The organism is Phytohabitans houttuyneae (assembly GCF_011764425.1).
GTDB classification, from domain to species: Bacteria; Actinomycetota; Actinomycetes; order Mycobacteriales; family Micromonosporaceae; genus Phytohabitans; species Phytohabitans houttuyneae.
In genome coordinates this window covers 1,224,217-1,246,221 of record NZ_BLPF01000001.1, presented here as the reverse complement: position 1 = coordinate 1,246,221, position 22,005 = coordinate 1,224,217, and the positions used below count along the sequence as shown (strand labels likewise).

Here is a 22,005-nt window from a genome sequence, read left to right as displayed (position 1 = left end):
CCGAGGGCTCAGGCGGGTGCCGGACGGCGGGGGAGCAGCGCGGCGGCGCCGAGGCCGATCAGCCCGACCACCGCGAGCACCAGCATCGCCAGCCCGTAGGAGCGCTCCGGCGTCGCGGTGATCCCGGCGACGATGACCGTGCCGGCGATTGCGGTGCCGAGCGACGAGCCGAGGTTGGAGACGCTCCGCGACAGGCCGGAGATCTCGCCCTGCAGGTCGTCGCCGAAGCTGGACTGCACCACGTTGACCGAGGGGGTCAGCATGGCCCCGAGGCCAAGTCCGATGAGGAACAGCCCCGGCGTGAACGCCCACACGCTCGGCGAGCCGATCACCATCGCGAGCAGGGCGCCGATCCCCGCGATCGTCACCACGTAGCCGGCCAGGATGAGCGTCCGCTGCGCGCGCCGCTTCGCCAGGCGCTCGGCCGCGAGCGAGGAGATGAGCAGGCCGACGGTGGCGGCGGTGAAGATGACGCCGGTACGGATGGCGTCGTAGCCGCGCACCACCTGCAGGAACGCGGAGACCACAAAGGACACTCCGAGGAGCAGCAGCCACTGCGTGTTCTGCGTGACGAGGCCGAGGTTGGCGGTGCGGTCGCGGAAGAGCGCCATCGACAGCAGCGGTTCGCGGCCGGCTCGCTCCTGTGCCTGTACCGAGCGGAAGAACAGCAGCAGCACGAGCCCGCCGGCCGCGATCAGGCCGAGCGTCAGCCAGAGGCTCTCGTCGGCCGCCATGATGCCGGTGACGACGAGGATGAGGCCGGCGGCGGAGAGGATCGCGCCGCGGGTGTCGAAGCGTCGCGACGGGTCGGGCGGCAGCGGGTCGGGCACTTTGCGGCTGAGCCACAGGATCGCGGCGATGACGAGCGCCTGGAAGACGAACGCGAGCCGCCAGCTCAGCGCCGACGTGATCAGGCCGCCGATCAACGGGCCGGCCGCCGCGCCGACGCCACCCATCGCGCTGATCGCGCCGAACGCACGGGCCCGTGCGGCGACGCCGGTGAACAGCAGCGTGGTGAGGATGTAGACGGGTGGGATCAGCAGCGCGGTACCGATGCCTTCGAGGATGGAGTTGCCGAGGATGAGTACCCCGAGGCCCGGCGCGGCGGCGCTGAGCAGCGCACCGACGCCGTAAAGCGCCAGACCGGCCCGGAAGCACCTTTTGCGGCCGTACCGGTCGGTGAGCTTGCCGCCCGGGATCATCAGCGCCGCCATCACCAGCAGGAAGATCGTGATGGCGATCTGCACGCCTTGGACGGTGGTGTCCAGGTCGCGGCTGATGTCATTGATCATCACGTTCATGTTGGAGCCGGCGAAGCTGCAGATGAACTGGGCGAGCGCCAGCGGGAGGAGCACCTGCCGCGATGTTCTCGCCGGGCCGTCCGCGCCGGAGGTGCCCATACCGCTGACCGTAGTCATGGACTGGCGGCCGTCTCTCGGTTTCGCCATATACCGTCGTGACGTGGTATCCGCTGCGGGTCGGTCTCGCCCGGTGGTGGTGGGGCCTGAGAGGATCGGTTCGTGAGCGAGCATGCGAGCGCCCCGCGCGGCCCGGAGCCGGCGTGAGCGCGGCGGTGGAGGGCGGCGAGGCGGAGGCGCCGCAGCGGGAGTTCGCCGTCGCGGTTGGCGAGCCGGAGCCGCGGCGCAGGGGTTGGCCCACGCCGCTGGTCGGTCTCACCGTGGCGGTCGTGCTCGCGGGGCTCGGTGCGCCGCTCGGGTGGCTGTGGTCGGTGCTGGCGCCCGCCGTTCCCCTGATCAAGACAGAGGGTGGCGCGCGGCTGACCGAGCCCCAGCCGGAGGAGTTCGTCGCGGCAGACGGGTGGTTCACGCTGCTCGGGCTCGGCTTCGGCCTGCTCGCCGCGATCCTGGTGTGGGTGCTGTTGCGCCGCCACCGGGGCCCGTTCGTGCTGCTGGGCGTGGCGGTGGGCACGGTGGGTGCCGCGCTTGTCGCCTGGGGCCTCGGCACGCTCCTGGGCCAGGGCGACTTCGACAAGCTGCTGGCCAGCGCGCCGGTCGGCACCCCGCTGAGCCAGCCGGCCGAGCTGCGCGCCGGCGGGTTCGAGTGGCTGTGGGGCGTCATCCCCACGCTCCAGGGCGACGTTCTGCTGCCGGCCTTCGCCGCCGTGGTCACGTACACGCTGCTGGCCGGCTGGTCCCGCTACCCGTCGCTGGTTCCCGACGCCGAGCCGGCGGCCCCCTTGGCGCTGGAGGCGGCCCCGCACCCCGCGCCCGACGGCGGCCTTTCCGGCCCCTGGCACCCGCCGGCGGAGCTGGCCCGCCCGCCGCTCGGCCCGACTGGCGCCCGCAGGCCGCGGGCGGCATGGGCATCGACGGCGGCGGCCCCACCCACGAGACCATGCCCGGTGCCGGCCCGTGGGCCTCGCCGCCACACGGCCCCGCCGCGCCACCGACCTGACCACTCCACCGGAGCGGTCGCGGTAGCCCGAGCCTGTCCCGGGTCAGTTGGCGCTGATCGGGACCGCGAGCTCGGCGAGCGGGACCGGCACGGCGCGCACGCGGCCGAGCAGCGCGGCCTCGCGGTGCAGGAGGCGGAGCTCGGCGCGCAGGCGGGCGGCGGTGTCGTCGGCGGCCAGGAGGCGCTGGCGGTCTTCGACCGTGAGGGCGGCCGTGGCGGCGACCAGGTGGGACAGCACGGTCGGGTCCTCGGGCAGCTGCTCGGTCACCTCGGCGAGGTCGGCCGTGTCGTCGGTGTCACCCTCGGCCCGCATCAGCCGCAGGTAGCGGCGAAACACCGACAGCACGCGCGGGGCCAGCAGGTCGGCGAGGTCTTCCTGGCCGCCCGGCTCGGGGAGCCACTCGACCTCGCCGGTCAGGTACGGCCGGGAGTCGGCGTCGACGTCCGTGAGGCGGAAGCGGCGGCGGCCGACGGTGACGATGTCGTACCGCCCGTCGGGCAGCTCGGTCACCTGGCGCAGCTCGGCCGTGCAGCCCACCTCGTGGAGGCTCACGTCGGCGACGGGTGCGCTCGCGCCGGGCGCGGTCGAGAGCGGGGCCTCCCACCCGCGGCGGATCGCGACCACGCCGAACTCGCGAGGGGTGCCGTCGGGCAGCGCGACCAGGTGGCGGACGAGCTGGCGGTAGCGGTCCTCGAAGATGTGCAGGGGGAGCACGAGGCCGGGGAAGAGCACAGTCCCCAACGGAAAGACCGGCAACCGCGGGCTCATCCAAGAAGACTAACGGAGGATTCCCAGTGCCTGGACCGGCCGGACGGGCGCGCTGGGATACCATCGGCGGCCGAATAGACTCGGTACGTGCTCAACCGGATCGACCTGCGCGGCAGTGCCACCGACCCGCGTGGCCTGCTGCCCCGTGCCCAGCTCGACGTCGCCGCCGCGGTCGACGCCATCCGCCCGGTCGTGGAGGCGGTGCGGGAGCATGGGTTCGCCGCGGTCCGGGAGGCGACCGAGCGCTTCGACGGGGTGCGGCTGGAGCGGCTGCGGGTGCCCACCGAGGCGATTGCGGCGGCCGTGGAGGCGCTCGACCCCGAGGTGCGGGCGGCGCTGACCGAGGCGATCGCGCGGGCCCGCAAGGTGCACACCGACCAGCGGCGCACCGACGTGACCACGCAGGTGGTGCCGGGTGGCACCGTCACCGAGCGGTGGGTGCCGGTGTCCCGCGTCGGGCTGTACGTGCCGGGTGGCCTCGCCATGTACCCGTCGACCGTGGTCATGAACGTGGTGCCCGCACAGGTCGCCGGCGTCGAGGGCCTGGTGATCACGAGCCCGCCTCAGGTCGACAACGGTGGCCTGCCGGACGCTCGGGTGCTGGCGGCGTGCGCGCTGCTCGGCGTCGACGAGGTGTACGCGGTGGGAGGCGCGCAGGCCATCGCGATGCTCGCCTACGGCGTCCCCGGCGAGTGCGAGCCCGTCGACATGATCACGGGCCCGGGCAACATCTGGGTCACCGCGGCCAAGCGGCTGCTGCGGGGCGTGGTGGGCATCGACGCCGAGGCGGGGCCGACCGAGATCGCGATCCTCGCCGACGACACGGCCGACCCGGTGCACGTCGCCGCCGACCTGATCAGCCAGGCCGAGCACGACCCGCTGGCCGCGAGCGTGCTTGTCACGCCCTCGACGGCGCTGGTCGAGGCGGTCGAGGCGGAGCTGACCCGCCAGGTGGCCGCCACCAAGCACACCGGCCGCATCACCGAGGCGCTGACCGGCCCCCAGTCCGGTGCCGTGCTCGTCGACGACCTCGAGCAGGGGTTGCGGGTGGTCGACGCGTACGCGGCGGAGCACCTGGAGATCCAGACCGAGGACGCGCGCGAGTGGGCCATGCGGGTGCGCAACGCCGGCGCGGTCTTCGTCGGCGCGTGGTCGCCCGTCTCGCTGGGTGACTACCTCGCCGGCTCCAACCACGTGCTCCCCACCGGTGGGTGCGCGCGCCACTCCTCGGGGCTGTCGGTGCAGTCGTTCCTGCGCGGCATCCACGTGATCGAGTACGGCGAGGAGGCCCTCCGCGACGTGGCCGGCCACGTGGTCACGCTCGCCACGGTGGAAGACCTGCCGGCACACGGCCAAGCGGTGACGGCGAGGTTCTCGCGGTGAGCCTGCCCATCCGTGACGACCTGCGCGGTCTCACGCCCTACGGCGCGCCGCAGCTCGACGTGCCCGTGCGCCTGAACACGAACGAAAACTCATACCCGGTGCCCGACTCCGTGGTCGAGGCGATCGGCAAGGCGGTGCAGGCCGAGCTGCGCGACCTCAACCGCTACCCGGACCGGGACGCGGTCGCGCTGCGTGCGGACCTCGCGGCCTACCTGGGGCACGGGCTGAGCGTCGAGCAGGTGTGGGCGGCCAACGGGTCCAACGAGATCCAGCAGCAGCTGCTGCAGGTGTTCGCGGGGCCGGGGCGCACGGCGCTGGGCTTCACCCCGGCGTACTCGATGCACCCGCTGCTGGCCAAGGGCACCGGCACCGCGTGGGTCGACGGGTACCGGGCCGAGGACTTCGGGCTGAGCGCGGCACACGCGGTCGAGCAGGTCGAGCGCCACCGGCCCGACGTCGTCTTCCTCTGCTCGCCCAACAACCCCACCGGCACCGCCCTCGACCCCGCCGTGATCGCCGCCGTGCTGGACGCGGCGCCCGGCATGGTGGTGGTCGACGAGGCGTACGCGGAGTTCGCGCGGGAGGGCACCCCGAGCGCGCTCGGCGTCCTGCCGGGGCACCCGCGGCTGGTGGTGACCCGCACGATGAGCAAGGCGTTCGGCTTCGCCGGCGGGCGGCTGGGCTACCTCGCGGCCGACCCGGAGGTGGTCGACGCGGTGCAGCTCGTGCGCCTGCCGTACCACCTCTCCTCGCTCACCCAGGCCGCCGCCCGCGCGGCGCTCGCCCACCGCGGCGCGCTGCTGGCGACGGTCGAGGCGATCAAGGAGCAGCGCGACCGCATCGTCGCGACCCTCCGGTCGCGCGGGTTCCGGGTCGCCGACAGCGACGCCAACTTCGTCTTGTACGAGACGGGCGGCGACCAGAAAAAGGCATGGCGCGACCTGCTCGACCGTGGTGTGCTCGTGCGCGACGTCGGCCTGCCGGGCTGGCTGCGCGTCACCGCCGGTACCGCTGCTGAAACCGACGCGTTCCTGGAGGCTCTCTCGTGAGTCGCACCGCCCGCATCGAGCGGGTCACCAAGGAGACCAAGGTGCTGGTCGAGATCGACCTCGACGGCACCGGCAAGGGCGAGATCAGCACCGGGGTCGGCTTCTACGACCACATGCTCAACCAGATCGCCCGCCACGGCGGCTTCGACCTGACCGTCAACACGGTGGGCGACCTGGAGATCGACGCGCATCACACGATGGAGGACACCGCGCTCGCGCTGGGCGCGGCGTTCGCGGAGGCGCTCGGCGACAAGGCGGGCATCCGGCGGTACGGCTCGGCGGTCGTGCCGATGGACGAGGTGCTCGTGCAGGCCGCGGTCGACCTGTCCGGCAGGCCGTACGTGGTGCACGACGAGCCCGCGCTCGCGCCGTACATCGGGCCGGTCTACCCGACGAGCATGACCCGCCACGTGTGGGAGTCGTTCGGCCAGGCGGCGCGGGTGACGCTGCACGTGACCGTGCTGCGCGCCGCCCGTCCCGGCGGCCACCCGGACGCGCACCACGTGGTGGAGGGGCAGTTCAAGGCGGTCGCGCGGGCACTGCGCGAGGCGACCTCGATCGACCCCCGCGCGGCCGGCGCGGTGCCGAGCACCAAGGGCACGCTATGAGCTCGGCCCTTCCGGTAGCGCTGTTCGCGCTCGCCGGCGTGCTGGCCGGGGGTGCGTGGTCGCTGCACAAGCAAGGTGCCGCGCGCGGCGCGATCGGCCTCGTCGCCGTGCTCGCCGCGCTCGCGGCCGGCGGCGGCGTTCTGTGGTTGATCCCCGGGGAGGGCTGACGTGGCTCCCAGCGTGGTGATCCTCGACTACGGCTCGGGCAACCTGCGTTCCGCCGAGCGGGCCCTCGCCCGTGCGGGCGGCGACGTGACGGTCACCCCCGACCTCGACGCGGCCGCGGCGGCCGACGGGCTCGTGGTGCCGGGCGTCGGCGCGTTCGCGGCGTGCATGGCCGGGGTCGACAAGCTGGGCGCGGGCCCGGTCATCGCCGAGCGGGTCGCCGCCGGGCGGCCGGTGCTCGGCATCTGCGTCGGCGCGCAGATCCTCTTCGAGTTCGGGGAGGAGCACGGCACCCTCACCCAGGGCCTCGGCCTGATCCCGGGCGGCGTGACCCGGCTGCCGGCCGCCCGCGTGCCGCACATGGGGTGGAACACAGTCGTGCCGGCCGAAGGCTCCGTGCTCTTCGCCGGGCTGCCGGAGGGCACGCGGTTCTACTTCGTCCACTCGTACGCCGCTCTGGGCGCCTCCGGCGAGCGGAGCGGGCGCAGCCAGTCCGGCGGCGAGGCCGGCAAGCTTCGGCCTGAGGCGCGAAGCGACGTGGCCGGAGCGCTCCGGACTGCGGGAGCCTCCGGCGAGCGGAGCGAGCGCAGCCAGTTCGGCCCCGGTGTGACCACCTGCACCCACGACGTGCCGTTCGTGGCGGCGGTGGAGCGGGGGTCGCTGTCGGCGACGCAGTTCCACCCGGAAAAGTCCGGCGACGCGGGTGCGGCGCTGCTGCGCAACTGGGTGGGGTCGCTTGTCTAAGGAGCGGGCCAGGCGCCGCGCGGAGCGGGAGGCGCTGGCCGCGCGGGAGAAGGCGAAAGCCGCCCGCCGCCGCGGCCGCCGCGAGGCGCTGCGCCGCCTCAAGCCCACGCTGCCGCGCCGCCGCCGCACCGGTACCCTGCTCGCCCGCCGCACCCGGGTCGAGCGTGCCGGCATCGCCGCCCTCACGCTGGTGCTGGTCGCCGCCGCCTGGTTCCTCGTCGATCCGCTGGGCCTGCGCCTGCTGCTGATCGCGTTGCTCGTGCTCGCCCTACCGGCCGTCGTGGTGATCGCGCTCGGCCGCCGCACCTAGGAGTTCCAACGTGAGCCTCGTCCTTCTCCCCGCCGTCGACGTCGCCAGCGGCCAGGCCGTCCGACTCGTGCAGGGCGCCGCCGGCAGCGAGACCGTGTACGGCGACCCGCTCGACGCCGCCCTCGCCTGGCAGCGCGACGGCGCCTCGTGGGTGCACCTCGTCGACCTCGACGCCGCGTTCGGCCGCGGGTCGAACGCGGAGCAGCTCGCCGACGTGGTCCGCCGCCTCGACGTGCACGTGGAGCTCTCCGGCGGCATCCGCGACGACGAGTCGCTGCGCCGCGCGCTGGACACCGGCGCGGCCCGGGTCAACATCGGCACCGCCGCGCTGGAAAATCCTGAGTGGTGCGACAGGGTCGTCGCCGAGTTCGGCGACCGCGTGGCGATAGGGCTCGACGTCCGCGGCCACACGCTGTCCGCGCGTGGGTGGACCAAGGACGGGGGCGACCTCTTCGAGGTTTTGGAACGGTTGGAGAAGGCCGGCTGCCAGCGCTACGTGGTCACCGACGTGCACCGCGACGGTACGCTCACCGGCCCCAACCTCGACCTGCTGCGCGAGGTGTGCGCCCGTACCGACCGCCCGGTCATCGCGAGCGGTGGCGTGTCCACACTGGACGATCTGCGTGCGCTGGCCGGCCTGGAGGGTGACGGCGTCGAGGGCGTGATCGTGGGCAAGGCGCTGTACGCGGGCGCGTTCACGGTGCCGGAGGCGCTGGCGGTCCTGTCGTGAGCGAGCGGACCATCGAGCACGGTGCGGACGGAGCCTCGCGGCCGCCCGCGGCGAAGCGAGGTCGGCCATGAGCGTGGCGGTGCGGGTCATTCCCTGCCTGGACGTCGACGCCGGTCGCGTGGTCAAGGGGGTCAACTTCGTCGACCTGCGTGACGCCGGCGACCCGGTGGAGCTGGCCGCCGCGTACGACGGGGCCGGCGCCGACGAGCTGACGTTCCTCGACGTGACCGCGTCCTCCGACGACCGCGGCACGATGCTCGACGTGGTGCGGCGCACGGCGGAGACGGTCTTCATCCCGCTGACGGTGGGCGGTGGCATCCGCTCGGTGGAAAACGTGGACACGCTGCTGCGGGCCGGCGCCGACAAGGTGGGCGTCAACACCGCGGCAATCGCGCGCCCGTCGCTCATCAGCGAGATCGCCGACCGGTTCGGCAACCAGGTGCTGGTGCTCTCGCTCGACGTGCGCGCCACGCCGGACGCGCCGAGCGGGTGGGAGGTCACCACCCACGGCGGCCGCAAGGGCACCGGCATCGACGCGGTGGAGTGGGCGCGGCGCGGTGCCGAGCTCGGCGCCGGCGAGATCCTGCTCAACTCGATGGACGCCGACGGTACCAAGAATGGCTTTGACCTCCCGCTGATCCGCGCGGTCCGCGAGGTGGTGGAGATCCCGGTCATCGCCAGTGGCGGCGCCGGTGCTCTGGCGCACTTTCCGCCGGCGGTCGAGGCGGGCGCGGACGCGGTGCTCGCGGCGAGCGTGTTCCACTTCGGAGAGCTGACGATCGGCGAGGTCAAGGACACGCTGCGCGAGGCGGGCAACCCGGTCCGCTGAGCACGCTCCCACGCTGACTGAGCGGTCAGGCTGATCCGCCGGTCAGGGAGCGAAGGCGGCGCGGACCGCGGCGGCGTAGTCGGCCTCGGTCAATGTCCATGTGGGATCTGTGGCGGGTGGCTGGTTGCGGGTCAGGATGCCGTGCATGGTGTCCACGGTGCTGGAGAGGCCGGAGCGGGGGCGTGTGCGCCACAGCCGCTCGCCGGACTGCGTCAGCCTGAAGAACCCGTCCTGCACCATCACCAGATCGGTGCCGCACAACCGCTGGATCGCGCTCTCCACCTCGTCGCGGGCGGGGATTGCATCTTGCAAATGCTCGGCGGTGGCGAGGACACCTGCCAGCGGAACCCCTTCAGGCCGGCGGGTGTTCGGCGATCTCAGGTGCCGACCGGCGCCGCCGCCGATGACCACCGAGACGAAGATCCAAGCGTCGCTCCTATTCCAATCCGCCTCCGCCATGGCGACATCTTGCCTTGGCGGGCCCGCCTCCCGGAAGTCCATGTGATTTGCTGATCAGTATGCTGCTTCCTCGATCCGCGGACGCTACTGTCCATAATGGACACTTCGAGCTGGTCGAGGGGGCTGGACTCAGCGGCCCTCCGGCGATCGTCGACCTGGTGCGTGAGCTGCTGCCACTGCCCACCACCGACGGTGCGACTCTCACCTTCCAGACGAGGCCCGATCAGACGCTCGGCGCCGAGGGATACCACCTTTCGGTCACCCCGAGCGGGGTAACCGCCACCGCCGCGACCGAGGACGGGTTGCGGTGGGCGGTGCAGTCGCTCCTCCAGCTGGTACCGGACGGCGCGCCCCGGCGCCTGCCCTGCGTCGAGGTCACCGACCGCCCCGTGTACCCCTGGCGCGGCTCGCTCCTCGACGTGGCGCGGTGGTGCCATCCGATGCCGTTCCTGTACAAGTACGTCGACCTGCTCGCCATGCACAAGCTCAACACGCTCCACCTGCACCTGACCGACGACCAGGGGTGGCGTTTCGAGGTGCGCAAGTACCCGCGGCTCACCGAGGTCGGCGGCTTCCGCCGCGAGTCGCCGGCCGGGCACGCGCGGGAAGGACGCTCCGACGGCACGCCCCACGGGGGTTTCTACACCCAGCGCGAGCTGAGCGACCTCGTCGCGTACGCCGCCCGCCGCGGCGTGCGGGTCATGCCGGAGATCGACCTGCCCGGCCACACCCAGTCCGTGATCGCCGCCTACCCCGAGCTCGGCAACGTCCCGTCACGGCAGCTCGAGACGCGTACCACCTGGGGCATCTCCAGCCACATCCTCAACCTCTCCGACGCCACGATCTCGTTCGTGCTGGACGTGCTCGACGAGGTGGTGGACGTGTTCCCGTTCGAGTACGTGCACATCGGCGGCGACGAGGTGCCCACCGAGGAGTGGCGGGCCAGCGCGGAGGTGGTGGCCAAGGCGGCCGCGCTCGGGCTGGGCGACGTGCGCGAGCTGCAGGGGTGGTTCGCCGGGCGGCTCGCCGACCACCTGGCCGCCCGGGGGCGCAAGGTGGGAATCTGGGACGAGCTGATCGACCGCGCGGCGCCGGCGGGCGCCACGGTCTTCGCGTGGCAGGCCGAGCACCGGGTACGCGCGGCGCTCGACGCCGGCCACCCCGTGGTCGCCGCGCCCCAGAGCCACACGTACCTCGACTGGGCCGAGACGGTCGACGACCCGGGCGAGCCGCTGGCCATCAACGGCCCGCTGCCGCTGGAAAAGGTCTACGGCTACCGCCCGGACGACGGCGTGATCGGGGTGCAGGGGCAGCTGTGGAGCGAGTACCTGCCGACGACCGACCTCGTCGAATGGCGCGCCTTCCCGCGGCTGGCGGCGCTGGCCGAGCTGGGGTGGAGCGGGCCGGGTGGCGACTTCGGCGAGTTCCGGCAGCGGCTGGCAGGCCACCTCGGCCGATTGGACCGCGCCGGGGTCCGGTACCGCCCGCTCTGACGACACCGGCTCGCGCGTTTCGCTCGCGGGCCGCGCCGGCTCGCTTGCTTCGCGGTGCCGGCCCGCTCCGGGCGCGGACCCCGGCACGCCTGCTCCGCGGGCTGGCCCGCTCCGGGCGCGGACTCCGGCACGCCTGCTCCGCGGGCTGGGCCGCTCCGCGGGCGGAGGGCGCCGGCGTAGCCGCGGACCGTGCCCGGCTCGTCCGTTTCGCGGTGCTGGCGCCTCTCGTGGGGCGAAAGGGGGCCGCCTCGCAGTGCTGGCCAGCTCCGCGGGCAAAGGGCACCGCCTCGCGAGGCCGGCGCGCTCCGCGGGGGTTCGAGCGCGGACCGCGCCGGCACGCCTGTTTCGCGAGGCTGGCCCGCTTCGCGGGCGGAGAGCGCGGCCTCGCAGGGCTGGCCCGCTTCGCGGGCGGAGGGGGTGCCGGCTTGCCCGCTTAGTGGGTTCGAGCGCGGACCGCGCCGGCACGCCTGCTTCGCGGAGTTGGCCCGCTTCGCGGGCGGAGTGCACCGGCAGCCGCGGGCCGCGCGGCCTCGCCCGCTTCACGGCGTAGGCCCGCTTCGCAAGCGGAGGGCGCCGGCTAGCCCGCCCCCGGACGAAGGGCACCGTCATAGCTGTGGGCCTCGCCGCCCCGCCCGCTTCACGGCGCAGGCCCGCTCCGCACGTGGAGAGCGCCGCCTCGCGGTCCTGGCCCGCTTCGCAACGCGGAGGGGCGCCGGCTAGCCCGCTTCGCGGCCGAAGGGCACCGGCATAGCCGTGGGCCGCGCCGCCTCGCCTGCCTCGCGGTGCTGGCCCGCTCCGCAGGCGGAGAGCGCCGCCTCGCGGTGCCGGCCCCTTCGCGGGCGGAGAGGCGGGCACTGTCCGGGCCCGGGCGCTCCGGCACGGTGAACAGCGGGATGAACACGTGCGCGAGCGGCCCGATCGCCACCGCATAGAGCACCGTGCCGATCCCGACCGTGCCGCCGAGCAGCCACCCCACCGCCAGCACTGTCACTTCAATGACCGTACGCACCACGCGGATCGAGCCGCGCGGCCGGGAGTTCGATGACGGAGGCCCTGCCGGACCCCGCCAGCCCTGCTGCCGGCGTGCGACGAAGCCGGTCATCAGCCCGTCCCGCGGCCCCGGGCCCAGCCGGGCGCCGATGTAGAGGCCGGTGGCGACGCCGTTGAGTACCACGCCGCCGACCAGGTACGCGATCCGCGCGGCGAGCGGGCCGGCGGTGGGGAGCACGAGGAGTACGGCGTCCACGGCGAGGCCGATCACCACCACATTGGCCACCGTGCCGATGCCGGGGCGTTGGCGCAGCGGGATCCACAGCAGCAGCACGGCCGCGCCCACGAGGATCACGACCAGCCCGAAGCGCAGCCCCGTGACCTCGGACAACCCCTGATGGAAGACGTCCCACGGGTCGAGGCCGAGTCGCGATTCGATCATCAGGGCCATGCTGGCGCCGTACAGCACCAGGCCGGCGAAAAGTTGCGTCAGCCGTCGAGTGGCCCTTTCGATCACGAACATGGTGTCCACTCTCGTGCCGGATTGGTATTCTCTCCAATGGCCAATCTTGGGAGGGTGGCATGACCAGCACCGTCAGGGGTAGCCAGCTCGCTCGCCTGCTCGGCCATTGGCACGCGCTGCCGGGCCGCCGCCGCAACCCCGACTACGCCGCGCTGGCGGGCGCGATCCGCGGGCTGCTCTCCGACGGCCGCCTGCCGCTGGGGGTGCGGCTGCCGGCCGAGCGGGAGCTCGCCGACGCGCTCAAGGTGAGCCGCACCACCGTGACCGCCGCCTACCGCGAGCTGCGCGAGTCGGGCCATCTGACCAGCCGGCGCGGCGCGGGCAGCTGGACGACCCTCCCCGGCGGCCACAAGGTGGCCAGTTCCGGCCTGTGGACCCCGCAGGACGACCTCGACATGATCGACCTCGGCTGCGCCGCGCTCTCCGCCCCGCCGGAGCTGATGCCGGCCGCCGCGGCCGCCGCGCAGGGCCTCCACCGTTACCTCTCGGGCGCCGGCTACCACCCCACCGGCATCATCGAGCTGCGCGAGGCGGTCGCGCAGGGTTACACCGACCGGGGCCTCACCACCAGCCCCGACCAGATCATGGTGACCAGCGGCACGCAGCACGCGCTCGACCTGGTGCTGCGGCTGATGGCGCCGCCGGGCGCGCCGGTACTCCTGGAGTCACCCACCTATCCCAACGCGTTGGCCGCGCTCGCCGCGCGGCGCGCGCGGATCGCCACCCACGGCCTGGACAACGACGAGGGCTGGGACGCCGACCTGCTGCTGGACGGGCTGCGGCAGACGCGGCCGCGCCTGGCGTACCTGATCCCCGAGTTCCAGAACCCCACCGGCCACCTCATGCCGGCCCCGCTGCGCGAGCGCGTCGTGGCGGCCGCGCACGCCGCCGGCACCGACCTGGTCATCGACGAGTCCTTTGTGGAGCTTCCGCTGGACGGCGTCGAGGTGCCGCCGCCGGTCGCCTGCTACGACCGCCACTCGCGCGTGGTGTCGATCGGCGGGATGAGCAAGCCCTACTGGGGTGGCCTGCGCATCGGCTGGGTGCGCGCCTCGGCCCCGCTGGTGCAGCGGCTGGCCGCGCTGCGGGTCGGCGTCGACATGGCCAGCCCGGTGCTCGACCAGCTCGTCGCCGTGCAGCTGCTGGACCGCGCCGGCACGATCGTGCCCGAGCGCCGCCGCCAGCTGACCGAGCAGCGCGACGCGCTGGTCACCGCGCTGCGGCGCGAGCTGCCCGAGTGGCAGATCCGCGTGCCGCACGGCGGCGTCACGCTCTGGGCCGAGCTCGACGGCCCGGTCTCGAGCGCGCTGTCCCGCGCGGCCGAGGAGGTCGGCGTGCGGCTCGCGCCGGGGCCGCGCTTCGGGGTCGACGGCACGCTGGAGCGCTTCGTGCGGCTGCCCTTCACACTGCCCGCGTCCGACCTCGAAGACGCCGTCAAGCGGCTTGCCGCCGTCCGCTACGACCTGGAGCGCACGCGCCGCCCGCAGTGGCGCGAGCCGGCCATCCTCACCTGACGACCACAAAGATCCTCAAGGAAGATGTGCCCCGGCACGCGTCACCTGCGGACCGCATGCTCCCGCGGGCAACGCGGAGGTCGGCGGCGAGCTGGCGCTCGCCGACTTCCCCGACCTCCGCTGCCGGCTCCACCGTGCAAGCCCGCCGGCGGATCAGATCTCGGCGAGCGTGCCTTCGTACATCTTCTCGATCTCGCCGGCGAAGTTGGCCTCCACCACGCGGCGCTTGATCTTCATGGACGGGGTCATCTCGCCGTCCTCGATCGTCAGGTCGCGGTGCAGGATCGTAAACTTCTTGACCGTCTCCCACCGGTTGAGCTTGGTGTTCAGCTCCTCGACGTAGCCGGCCACCATCGCCTGCGCCTCGGGCGAGCCGGAGATCTCCCCGTACGGCTTGCCGGCCAGCGGCCCGCCCGCCGCCCAGCCCACGATCGCGTCGGGGTCGAGGGTGACGAGCATCGTGCAGAAGTTGCGGCCCTGGGTGATCACGACCACCTGCGACGTGTACGGGCACAGCGCCTTGAACATGCCCTCGATGTGCGACGGCGCGATGTACTTGCCGCCGGACGTCTTGACCAGGTCCTTCTTGCGGTCGGTGATGCGCAGGAAGCCGTCCGCGTCGAGCTCGCCGATGTCGCCGGTGCGGAAGAAGCCGTCCTCGGTGAACGCGGCGGCCGTCTCCTCGGGCAGGTTGTGGTAGCCGCGCATGACCGGCTTGCCGCGCAGGAGCACCTCGCCGTCCTCGGCGATCTTGCATTCGAGGTCGCCCAGGGCGGGGCCGCACGTGCCGATCTTCACCCAGTCACGCCGGTTGACGAAGTTGCCCGCGCTCGTCTCGGTCAGCCCGTACCCCTCGCCGATCGGCAGCCCCGCCGCCGCGAAGAACTCCGCGATCGGCACCGACAGCGGCGCCGCGCCGGAGACAAGCTTGCGGATGCGGCCGCCGAGGCGGGCCTGGAGCTTGCTGAAGACGAGGCGGTTGGCGAGGCTGTACTTGATCTCGAGCCCTCGCGGCACCGGCTTGCCGGCCTGCTCCAGCGCCACCTTCTGCTTGCCGGTGCGCACCGCCCACGCGAAGATCTTGGCCTTGGCGCCGCCCGCGTCCTGCGCCGACGACACCGCGCGGTTGTACACCTTCTCGAAGATGCGCGGCGCGCCGCACATCAGCGTGGGCTTGACCACGGCGAGGTTGTCGACGAGCTTGTCGAGCCGCCCGTCCACGTACGTGGGCATGCCGACGTGGATGATCCCCGTGATCAGCGTCTTGCCGAAGGAGTGGGACAGGGGCAGCCACAGGTACTGAAGGTCGTCCGGCTCCATCAGGCCCGGTCCCGCCTGCGCCACCGCCTCCCAGCACCAGCCGCCGTGCAGCAGCTCGACGCCCTTCGGGCGCCCGGTGGTGCCCGACGTGTAGATCAGGGTCGCCAGGTGGTCGTGGGTGATGCCCTCGGTGATCTTCTCGATCAGGTCGGGCTCGCTCGCCAGCCGCTCCGCGCCCGCGGCCTCCAGGTCGGCGAGCGTGGTCTGCGGCGGCGAGGCGGCCGGGTCGGCGGCCCCGTCGATCAGCACGACGTGCTTGACGGCTGGCACGCTGGCACCGGCGAGCTTGCCCGCCTGGGTGGCGTTTTCGGCGATGACGACGATCGAGCCGGAGTCGCCGATGATGTAGGCGACGTCTTCCGGCTCCGTCGTCGGGTACACGGTGGTGGTCGCGCCGCCGGCGCACATCACGCCGAGGTCGGCCAGCACCCATTCCAGCCGCGTGTTGCTGATGATCGCGACGCGGTCTTCGGTGCCGACGCCGAGCCCGACCAGCCCGGCCGCGATCGCCTTGGCGCGGCGACCGATCTCGGACCACTTGAGCCACACCGGACCGGAGTCGTCGGGCGCGGGGTGGGCGAGCGCATCGCGGTCGGGGGTGGACGCGATGCGTTTCAGGAACATGTCCGGTATAGACCGGTACGGGATCTCAAGAGACATAGCGGGGGCCGCCTCACAGGTCTACGACGTGACCGCCGTCACGTTAAGGTAGTGTTACTGAAGAGTATTGACGCGGCGCCTTCTCGCCAAGTCCCGGCTGCCTCACACCCCGGCGTGTCCTGCCGTTCTGCGGCTTTCGGCCGCGCCCCACAGGGAGGCGCGGCCGATATGTGCCCGGTTGTCAGTCGTCGTCCCCGCCGCGGCCCTTGCCGCTGCTGTCGTCGTCGCCACCGCTGCCGCTGCTGTCGTCGTCACGGTCGTACTTGACGATGCCGCCGGTCGCGCGGTCGACGTAGACCTTGTGCTCCACGCCGCCCTTCACAATCTCGATCTTCCAGGCCGGCCGGCCGTGCTCCCACTCCCGTTCGGTGTCGACGACAGTGCCGCCGCCGGTCGTGGCGAGCGCGATGTCGATCGCCCGGTCGCGGCTGACCGCGTCCGCGGCCGGCGCCTTCGAGGTAGGGCCGCCCGAGGTCGGGTCGTCCGAGGGCGCCGTCGTGAAGTCGTCCGACGGCGTCGAGCTGTCATCGGACGGTGTCGAGCTGTCGTCGGACGGCGTCGAACTGTCATCGGACGGCGTCGAACTATCATCGGACGGCGTCGAACTGTCGTCGGACGGCGTGGTGAAGTCGTCCGACGGCGACGACGAGACCGACGCGCCGAAGCCGTCGTCCGAACCGCCCGTGAGCGCCGCGCCCGCGGCCGCCCCCGTCGCGATGATGCCCACGGCCGCCGCTCCGGCGACCACTACCAGCAATGACTTGCGTGCCATGACGCACCTCCTTGACATGGAGGTTCGCGCGTTGCTTGCTAGGGGCGCGCTGTGAGAACCCTAAGGGCGCGCTAAGAGCTCCAGCGTCACCAGCGCGCCGCCGGTGTGCGACGTGGACAGCCGGAGGGTGTGGCCGGCCCGGCGGGCGATGTCCAGGCCGAGGCCGGTGGAGCCGGCGGTGCTCTCACCGCGTTCACCGGCGCCGGCGGGCAGGCCGGGGCCTTCGTCGGCGATCGACAGCACGCCGTCCTGGCGGAGGCTCACCGCGAAGGGCGTGCCGTCCGGCGTGTGGGCGAAGACATTGCCCAGTAAGGCGTCCACCGCGGCGGCCAGGTCCTCCGCGGCGACCGGGACCGGGAGCGGGCCGTCGACGAGGTCGAGCCGCACCTCGCGGCCGGTGTCCTCGGCGAGCACCGACCAGAACGCCACGCGCTCGCGCACCACCGCCGCCGCGTCGCACTCGGCCGGGAACGGGCTCGGCGTGGCCCGGCGGGCGGCGATGATGAGGCCGCTCACCGCGCGTTCCACCGCGTCGACGCCGGCCGTCACGCGGGCCGCCTCGGCGGGGTCGCCCAGCGCCTCGGCCTCCAGGCGCAGTGCCGTGAGCGGGGTACGCAGGCGGTGCGAAAGGTCGGCCACCTGCTCGCGCTCCTCGCGCAGCAGGTCCTGGATGCGGCCGGCGAGATGGTTGAGCGCGCCGGCCACGTCGCGCAGCTCGGCCGGGCCGGAGGGGGTGGCGCGGGCGTCGAGCTCGGCACCGGCGAGGCGGTGGGACACAGTGGACAGTTCGGTGATCGAGGTGACCAGCGTGCGGGCCAGGCGGTCGGCGACGAAGAGGCCGACCAGCAGCAGCGCCATGCCCAGCCCCGCCAGCAGCAGCCACGCGCGGGTCACGCCGCGGCTCAGCTCCTCGTCCGGCACGAACGTGCGCAGCACCACCGTGCCGTCCGCCCGACCCTGCACACCCACCACGATCTCGCGACCGCCCTCGGCCTCCGCGGTCAGGCTGCGGCCGCGGGCGGCGAGCTCCACCGCGGGGGTACGCGGCGCGGGCGCGCCCACCGGCGTACCGTCCGGCAGGTACACGGTGACCGGGCGGTCGGCGCCCGACGCGAGCGTCGCCAGGTCCGGGGTCGCGGTCGTGGCGGCGAGCGGCACCAGGCCCTGCAGGTCGGCGGTGGCGGCGACCAGCGCGCGGTCCTCCGCCACCGCGCGGATCAGCACCGCCAGCGGTACGAGGAACGCCACCAGCACAAGGCACGCCGTCGCCGTGACCAGCAGGGCCAGCCGGCGCCTCATGGAGCCGCCGGCGGTGACAGGCGCACGCCCACGCCGCGCACCGTGTGCAGGTACCGAGGCTCCAGCGCGGTCTCGCCGAGCTTGCGGCGCAGCCACGAGAGGTGCACGTCGACGGTCTTGTCGGCCCCGCCGTACGGCACCTGCCACACCTCGGTCAGCAGCTCCCGCTTCGTGACCACCTGCCCGGCGCGCGCCGCGAGGTGGTGCAGCAGGTCGAACTCGCGCGGGGTCAGGTCCAGCGCCGTCCCGCCCAGCGTCGCCTCCCGGGAGCGCGGGTCGACCCGCAGCTCGCCGACGACCACTGCGGACTCGCCCGGGTCGCCGGCGCCGCGGCGGAGCACGGCCCGTACCCGCGCGTCGAGCTGGGCCGCGGTGAACGGCTTGACCACGTAGTCGTCGGCACCCGCGTCGAGGCCGCGCACGATCTCGGCCTCGTCGTCGCGGGCGGTGGCGATGATGACGGGCACCGTGCTCACGCCGCGCAGCATCCGCAGCAGCTCGAGGCCGTCGAGGTCGGGCAGCCCGAGGTCGAGCACCACGAGGTCGGGGCGCTCCTGCAGCGTGGTCTGCAGGCCGTCCATGGCGGTGTGTGCGGCGGCCACCGCGTGCCCGCGCTCGCGCAGCGCCCGGATCAGCGGCGTGCGGATGGCGAGATCGTCCTCGATGAGCAGCAGGCGGGCCACGTCAAGCAACCTATCCCTCACCCGCGTGGCACAGGAGTGGCGTTAACCGTCCTTTAGCGTCGCCCGGCGCTCGCCTTAACGCGCGGCACGGCATAGTCGTGTGCGTGGGAAGCCGTACCGCGTTCGCCATGGTGGGTTGGCTCGTCGCGGCCGCCGCCGCGACGGTGGTCGGCCTCGGCGCGGTGCGGGTGATCGGCGAGGGCATCAGCGGCACGGCCGCGGCCACCCTCACGCAGGAGGAGGTCGCGGAGGCCCTGGCCTCGCCGGTGCCGTCCGCGAGCCTCAGCCCGTCGCGGAGCGCGAGCACGCGGCCGAGCCGCACCGCCCCGCCCGCGACGGTCCTGCGCCCGGCCGGCAGCACGATCACGGCGCACTGCGAGGGTGGGCTGGTCAAGATCGATTCGGTGGCACCGCCGCAGGGTTACGCGACCGTCGACTACGACCGGGAGCTGACCGACGAGGCCGAGGTGCGGTTCGACCGGGGCGGCAAGGGGCAGGGCAGCGGTCGGGTCGAAGTGCACGTCACCTGCGCCGGCGGCAGGCCGCAGGCCACGCTCGACGACGACTGAGCCTCACACGCCCAGCTTGGCCGTGCGCAGGAACGCGGCCAGCTCCGGCGCCCCGTCCACCTGCACGCGCGCGGCCCGCTGCCGGCCGCTCAGGAAGATCGCCAGCTCGCCCGGCGACCCCACCAGCCGTACCTGGTCGCCGCCGCTGCCGGCCGTCGCCTCCCGTACCCCGGAGCCTGGATGCGCACCGCGGCGCGCACCCGGCGCAGCGCGAGCCGGGCCGTCCCCCGCGCCCGCCGCCACAGGGCTTCCTGCTGCTCGCGGGGAAGCTCGCGCGGCCGCCACCCCGGCTGGCCCCGGCGGACGTCCTCGTGGTGGATGAAGAACTCGAGCGTGTTCGCGGCGGCGTCGGCGAGCGGGTTGCTCACCGGGCTCCACCACGGCGCGGCCCGCACCATGCCCACCAGCTCCGGGTACGAGCGCGCCGCCAGTGCCTCGCGCACCCGCTCGGAGTGGCCGCGCAGCGGGCCGAGCAGGATTCCGGCGGCGGCGTCGGGGCGGCGTTCCCGCATCACGAGGTGGGCGGCGAGGTCACGCGTGGTCCACCCCTGGCACAGGGTCGGTGCGTCGGGACCGACCGCGAGGAGCAGGTCGGCGAGGAGCCGCCGTTCACTCTGGGCATAGCGGGCCATGTGCCCCAAGCTAGCCGAGGTCGTCTGGTGGCGCGGCCGGCGCCGTCCGCCCACGTGTGACCGCTGACACAGCGCATAACCGGTCGCCACCAGGCGTTTCCTCCGGTAAGGATAGAGAAGACCAAATAGGGCTTACGGGGGAGTGGTGGCGGACAGTACCAGCCGGGATGTGTTGGCCAAGGGCCTGCGCATCCTGGGGCACGCGATCCGCGTGGAGCCCCGCATCTTCGCCATATCCGTGGTCGGCAGCGGCACGTTCGGCCTGCTCACGATCGCCGGGGCGTACATCGTCGGCGCGATCGTCGGCGACGTCGTGGTGCCCTCGCTGGAGGACGGGCGCGCGGACACCGGCCTGCTCTTCCTCGTCGCGGCGGCGCTGATCGCGCTCAGCGTGCTCAAGGTGGCCGCGATCTTCGGTCGACGGCTGGGCGCCGCCTTCATGCAGTACCGCCTCCAGGCCTCGTACCGCCGCCAGGTCACCCGCCGCTACCTCGACCTGCCGGTCGCGTGGCACCAGCGCAACGCCACCGGCACGCTGCTGTCCAACGCCAACTCCGACGTCGAGGCCACCTGGTTTCCGATCGCGCCGCTGCCGTTCGCGGTGGGCACGCTCATCATGCTGGCCGGCGCGTTCGTGTCGCTCTTCGCCACCGACTGGGTCCTCGCGCTGGTCGGCGCGGCCATCTTCCCCGCGCTCTTCGCCCTCAACGTCGTCTACTCCCGCCGCATGGCACCCCGCCAGACGCGGGCTCAGGCGCTGCGCGGCGAGGTGAGCGCGATCGCGCACGAGAGCTTCGACGGCGCGCTGGTGGTCAAGACGATGGGACGCGAGGCCGAGGAGACCGCCCGCTTCGCCGGCCGCGCCGCCGAGCTGCGCGACTCGCTGATCGCGGTGGGGCGGCTGCGCGGCGTCTTCGACCCGATGCTGGAGACGCTGCCCAGCCTCGGCACGCTCGCGGTCCTGCTGGTCGGCGCCTGGCGGCTGCGGCAGGGCGCGGTGACGGTCACCGAGCTGGTGAGCGTCGCGTTCCTGTTCACCGTCCTGGCCTTTCCGGTGCGGGCGATCGGCTGGGTCCTGGCTGAGCTGCCGCGCAGCGTCGCGGGGTGGGACCGGGTGCAGCGCGTGCTGCGGGCCGAGGGCGAGATGCCCTACGGCACCGGCGTCCGCGCCGCCCGCGGCACGCCCGCGACCCTGCGCTTCGAGTCCGTTTCCTTCGGGTACGAGGAGAGCCAGGTCCTGCACGACGTGAGCTTCACGGTGCCCGCGGGGCGCACCGTCGCGCTCGTCGGCCCCACCGGCTCCGGCAAGTCCACGATCGCGTCGCTGGCCGCGCGCCTCGTCGACCCCGCCTCCGGCACCGTGCGGCTCGACGACACCCCGCTGACCACGCTGACCGCCGCGTCGCTGGCCGAGACGATCGCGCTGGTGCCGCAGGTGCCGTTCGTCTTCGACGACACCGTGCGGGCCAACGTCACGCTCGACCGCCCCGGCGTCGCCGACGAGGACGTGTGGGCCGCGCTGCGGATGGCGCAGGCCGACGGCTTCGTGGCCCGCCTGCCCGAAGGGCTCGTCACTCATGTGGGCGAGCGCGGCGCCACCCTCTCCGGCGGGCAGCGGCAGCGGCTCACGCTCACCCGCGCGCTCGCCGGCCGCCCCGCGCTGCTCGTGCTCGACGACGCCACGAGCGCCGTCGACCCGCGCGTGGAGGCCGCGATCCTCGGCTCGCTGCGCTCGGCCGACCCGCCGGCCACGATCCTCGTGGTGGCGTACCGCCGCGCCACCATCGCACTCGCCGACGAGGTGGTCTACATCGAGCACGGCCGGGTGGTCGCCACCGGCACGCACACGGAGCTGCTGGCCACCGTCGCCGGGTACGCCGACCTGGTCACCGCCTACGAGAAGGCCGAGGCGGAGCGGGAGCGCGAGCGGGCCTTCGAGGAGGTCGTGCCGTGAGCGAGCGAGCTTGCGCGGCGGCGTCTGGACTGAGTCGCCCCGCCGACGTAGTCGGGGTTTCGGGGTGGCGAGGGAAGGCGTCGCCTTTGGCGCCGCGCGAGCGAGCGAACCGGGAGGCGTCGTGAGCGACTCCGC

Annotated in this window: 19 protein-coding genes and 3 pseudogenes; 13 read left to right on the top strand and 9 right to left on the bottom strand. The window is 73.5% G+C overall.

Going from position 1 to position 22,005, the window contains the following annotated elements; genetic code table 11:
- Positions 1 to 8: 8 nt before the first annotated feature.
- On the bottom strand, positions 9 to 1,400 hold the full coding sequence (locus Phou_RS05785; RefSeq protein WP_173054215.1) for an MFS transporter: 1,392 nt from the start codon (positions 1,398 to 1,400) through the stop codon (positions 9 to 11).
- A 56-nt stretch (positions 1,401 to 1,456) separates the two neighbouring features.
- Between Phou_RS05785 and Phou_RS52220 the strand changes: the two are divergent.
- A pseudogene (locus tag Phou_RS52220) lies at positions 1,457 to 2,098 on the top strand (DUF2567 domain-containing protein); the annotation flags it as partial.
- 360 nt (positions 2,099 to 2,458) lie between these two features.
- Here Phou_RS52220 and Phou_RS05775 read toward each other — a convergent pair.
- Positions 2,459 to 3,184 carry an LON peptidase substrate-binding domain-containing protein gene (locus Phou_RS05775; protein ID WP_173054213.1) on the bottom strand — a complete coding sequence of 242 codons (726 nt, stop codon included), beginning with the start codon at positions 3,182 to 3,184 and terminating at the stop codon, positions 2,459 to 2,461.
- A gap of 87 nt (positions 3,185 to 3,271) precedes the next feature.
- Here Phou_RS05775 and hisD point away from each other — a divergent pair, with 87 nt between their 5' ends.
- The 8 genes from hisD to hisF all read left to right on the top strand — a co-directional run bounded on the left by hisD (position 3,272) and on the right by hisF (position 9,002).
- Positions 3,272 to 4,567, top strand: coding sequence for a histidinol dehydrogenase (gene hisD, locus Phou_RS05770; protein WP_173054211.1), 1,296 nt, complete (start codon positions 3,272 to 3,274; stop codon positions 4,565 to 4,567).
- Entirely contained in the window at positions 4,564 to 5,616 is a 1,053-nt protein-coding gene (locus Phou_RS05765; RefSeq protein ID WP_173054209.1) for a histidinol-phosphate transaminase, read from the top strand. The genes hisD and Phou_RS05765 overlap by 4 nt, the downstream gene beginning before the upstream one ends.
- On the top strand, positions 5,613 to 6,224 hold the full coding sequence (gene hisB, locus Phou_RS05760) for an imidazoleglycerol-phosphate dehydratase HisB (RefSeq protein ID WP_173054207.1): 612 nt from the start codon (positions 5,613 to 5,615) through the stop codon (positions 6,222 to 6,224). The genes Phou_RS05765 and hisB overlap by 4 nt, the downstream gene beginning before the upstream one ends.
- Positions 6,221 to 6,391: a CG2302 family histidine operon protein gene (locus Phou_RS05755; RefSeq protein WP_173054205.1), complete on the top strand. Its 171-nt coding sequence runs from the start codon at positions 6,221 to 6,223 to the stop codon at positions 6,389 to 6,391. The genes hisB and Phou_RS05755 overlap by 4 nt, the downstream gene beginning before the upstream one ends.
- 1 nt (position 6,392) lies before the next feature.
- Entirely contained in the window at positions 6,393 to 7,133 is a 741-nt protein-coding gene (gene hisH / locus Phou_RS52215) for an imidazole glycerol phosphate synthase subunit HisH (RefSeq protein WP_173054203.1), read from the top strand.
- Positions 7,126 to 7,443, top strand: a complete 318-nt coding sequence (locus tag Phou_RS05745; RefSeq protein WP_173054201.1) for a hypothetical protein — start codon at positions 7,126 to 7,128, stop codon at positions 7,441 to 7,443. The genes hisH and Phou_RS05745 overlap by 8 nt, the downstream gene beginning before the upstream one ends.
- Positions 7,444 to 7,453: 10 nt before the next feature.
- Positions 7,454 to 8,173, top strand: a complete 720-nt coding sequence (gene priA, locus Phou_RS05740) for a bifunctional 1-(5-phosphoribosyl)-5-((5-phosphoribosylamino)methylideneamino)imidazole-4-carboxamide isomerase/phosphoribosylanthranilate isomerase PriA (RefSeq protein ID WP_173054199.1) — start codon at positions 7,454 to 7,456, stop codon at positions 8,171 to 8,173.
- A gap of 67 nt (positions 8,174 to 8,240) precedes the next feature.
- The gene (hisF, locus tag Phou_RS05735; protein WP_173054197.1) at positions 8,241 to 9,002 is read left to right on the top strand and encodes an imidazole glycerol phosphate synthase subunit HisF; all 762 of its coding nucleotides are present in this window, start codon (positions 8,241 to 8,243) and stop codon (positions 9,000 to 9,002) included.
- A 42-nt stretch (positions 9,003 to 9,044) separates the two neighbouring features.
- Here hisF and Phou_RS05730 read toward each other — a convergent pair whose 3' ends face one another.
- Positions 9,045 to 9,461, bottom strand: a complete 417-nt coding sequence (locus Phou_RS05730; protein WP_173054195.1) for a hypothetical protein — start codon at positions 9,459 to 9,461, stop codon at positions 9,045 to 9,047.
- Positions 9,462 to 9,520: 59 nt separating this feature from the next.
- Between Phou_RS05730 and Phou_RS05725 the strand changes: the two genes are divergently transcribed.
- Positions 9,521 to 10,954, top strand: a complete 1,434-nt coding sequence (locus Phou_RS05725; protein WP_173054193.1) for a beta-N-acetylhexosaminidase — start codon at positions 9,521 to 9,523, stop codon at positions 10,952 to 10,954.
- Between the two features lie 859 nt (positions 10,955 to 11,813).
- Here the strand turns inward: Phou_RS05725 and Phou_RS05720 are convergent.
- A pseudogene (locus tag Phou_RS05720) lies at positions 11,814 to 12,467 on the bottom strand (YczE/YyaS/YitT family protein); the annotation flags it as partial.
- 59 nt (positions 12,468 to 12,526) lie between these two features.
- Between Phou_RS05720 and yczR the strand changes: the two are divergent.
- Positions 12,527 to 13,981 (top strand): MocR-like transcription factor YczR, encoded by a 1,455-nt coding sequence (gene yczR, locus Phou_RS05715; protein WP_173054191.1) that lies wholly within the window; start codon positions 12,527 to 12,529, stop codon positions 13,979 to 13,981.
- Positions 13,982 to 14,134: 153 nt separating this feature from the next.
- Here yczR and Phou_RS05710 read toward each other — a convergent pair whose 3' ends face one another.
- The 4 genes from Phou_RS05710 to Phou_RS05695 form a co-directional block, all read right to left on the bottom strand.
- Positions 14,135 to 15,961: an AMP-dependent synthetase/ligase gene (locus tag Phou_RS05710; RefSeq protein WP_173054189.1), complete on the bottom strand. Its 1,827-nt coding sequence runs from the start codon at positions 15,959 to 15,961 to the stop codon at positions 14,135 to 14,137.
- Positions 15,962 to 16,142: 181 nt separating this feature from the next.
- Positions 16,143 to 16,733 (bottom strand): PepSY domain-containing protein, encoded by a 591-nt coding sequence (locus tag Phou_RS05705; protein WP_173054187.1) that lies wholly within the window; start codon positions 16,731 to 16,733, stop codon positions 16,143 to 16,145.
- Between the two features lie 60 nt (positions 16,734 to 16,793).
- Entirely contained in the window at positions 16,794 to 18,032 is a 1,239-nt protein-coding gene (locus Phou_RS05700; protein ID WP_173054185.1) for a HAMP domain-containing sensor histidine kinase, read from the bottom strand.
- Positions 18,029 to 18,715 (bottom strand): response regulator transcription factor, encoded by a 687-nt coding sequence (locus Phou_RS05695; protein WP_173054183.1) that lies wholly within the window; start codon positions 18,713 to 18,715, stop codon positions 18,029 to 18,031. Before Phou_RS05695 ends, Phou_RS05700 begins: the two co-directional genes overlap by 4 nt.
- A gap of 104 nt (positions 18,716 to 18,819) precedes the next feature.
- On the opposite strand from Phou_RS05695, the gene Phou_RS05690 reads away from it, so the two are divergent.
- A complete protein-coding gene (locus Phou_RS05690) occupies positions 18,820 to 19,284 on the top strand; it encodes a hypothetical protein (RefSeq protein WP_173054181.1) in 465 nt (154 codons plus the stop codon).
- Positions 19,285 to 19,287: 3 nt separating this feature from the next.
- Here Phou_RS05690 and Phou_RS05685 read toward each other — a convergent pair.
- Positions 19,288 to 19,916 (bottom strand): annotated as a pseudogene (locus Phou_RS05685) (TIGR03085 family metal-binding protein).
- A 145-nt stretch (positions 19,917 to 20,061) separates the two neighbouring features.
- Between Phou_RS05685 and Phou_RS05680 the strand changes: the two are divergent.
- Positions 20,062 to 21,870: an ABC transporter ATP-binding protein gene (locus tag Phou_RS05680; protein ID WP_173054179.1), complete on the top strand. Its 1,809-nt coding sequence runs from the start codon at positions 20,062 to 20,064 to the stop codon at positions 21,868 to 21,870.
- Positions 21,871 to 22,005 lie beyond the last annotated feature (135 nt).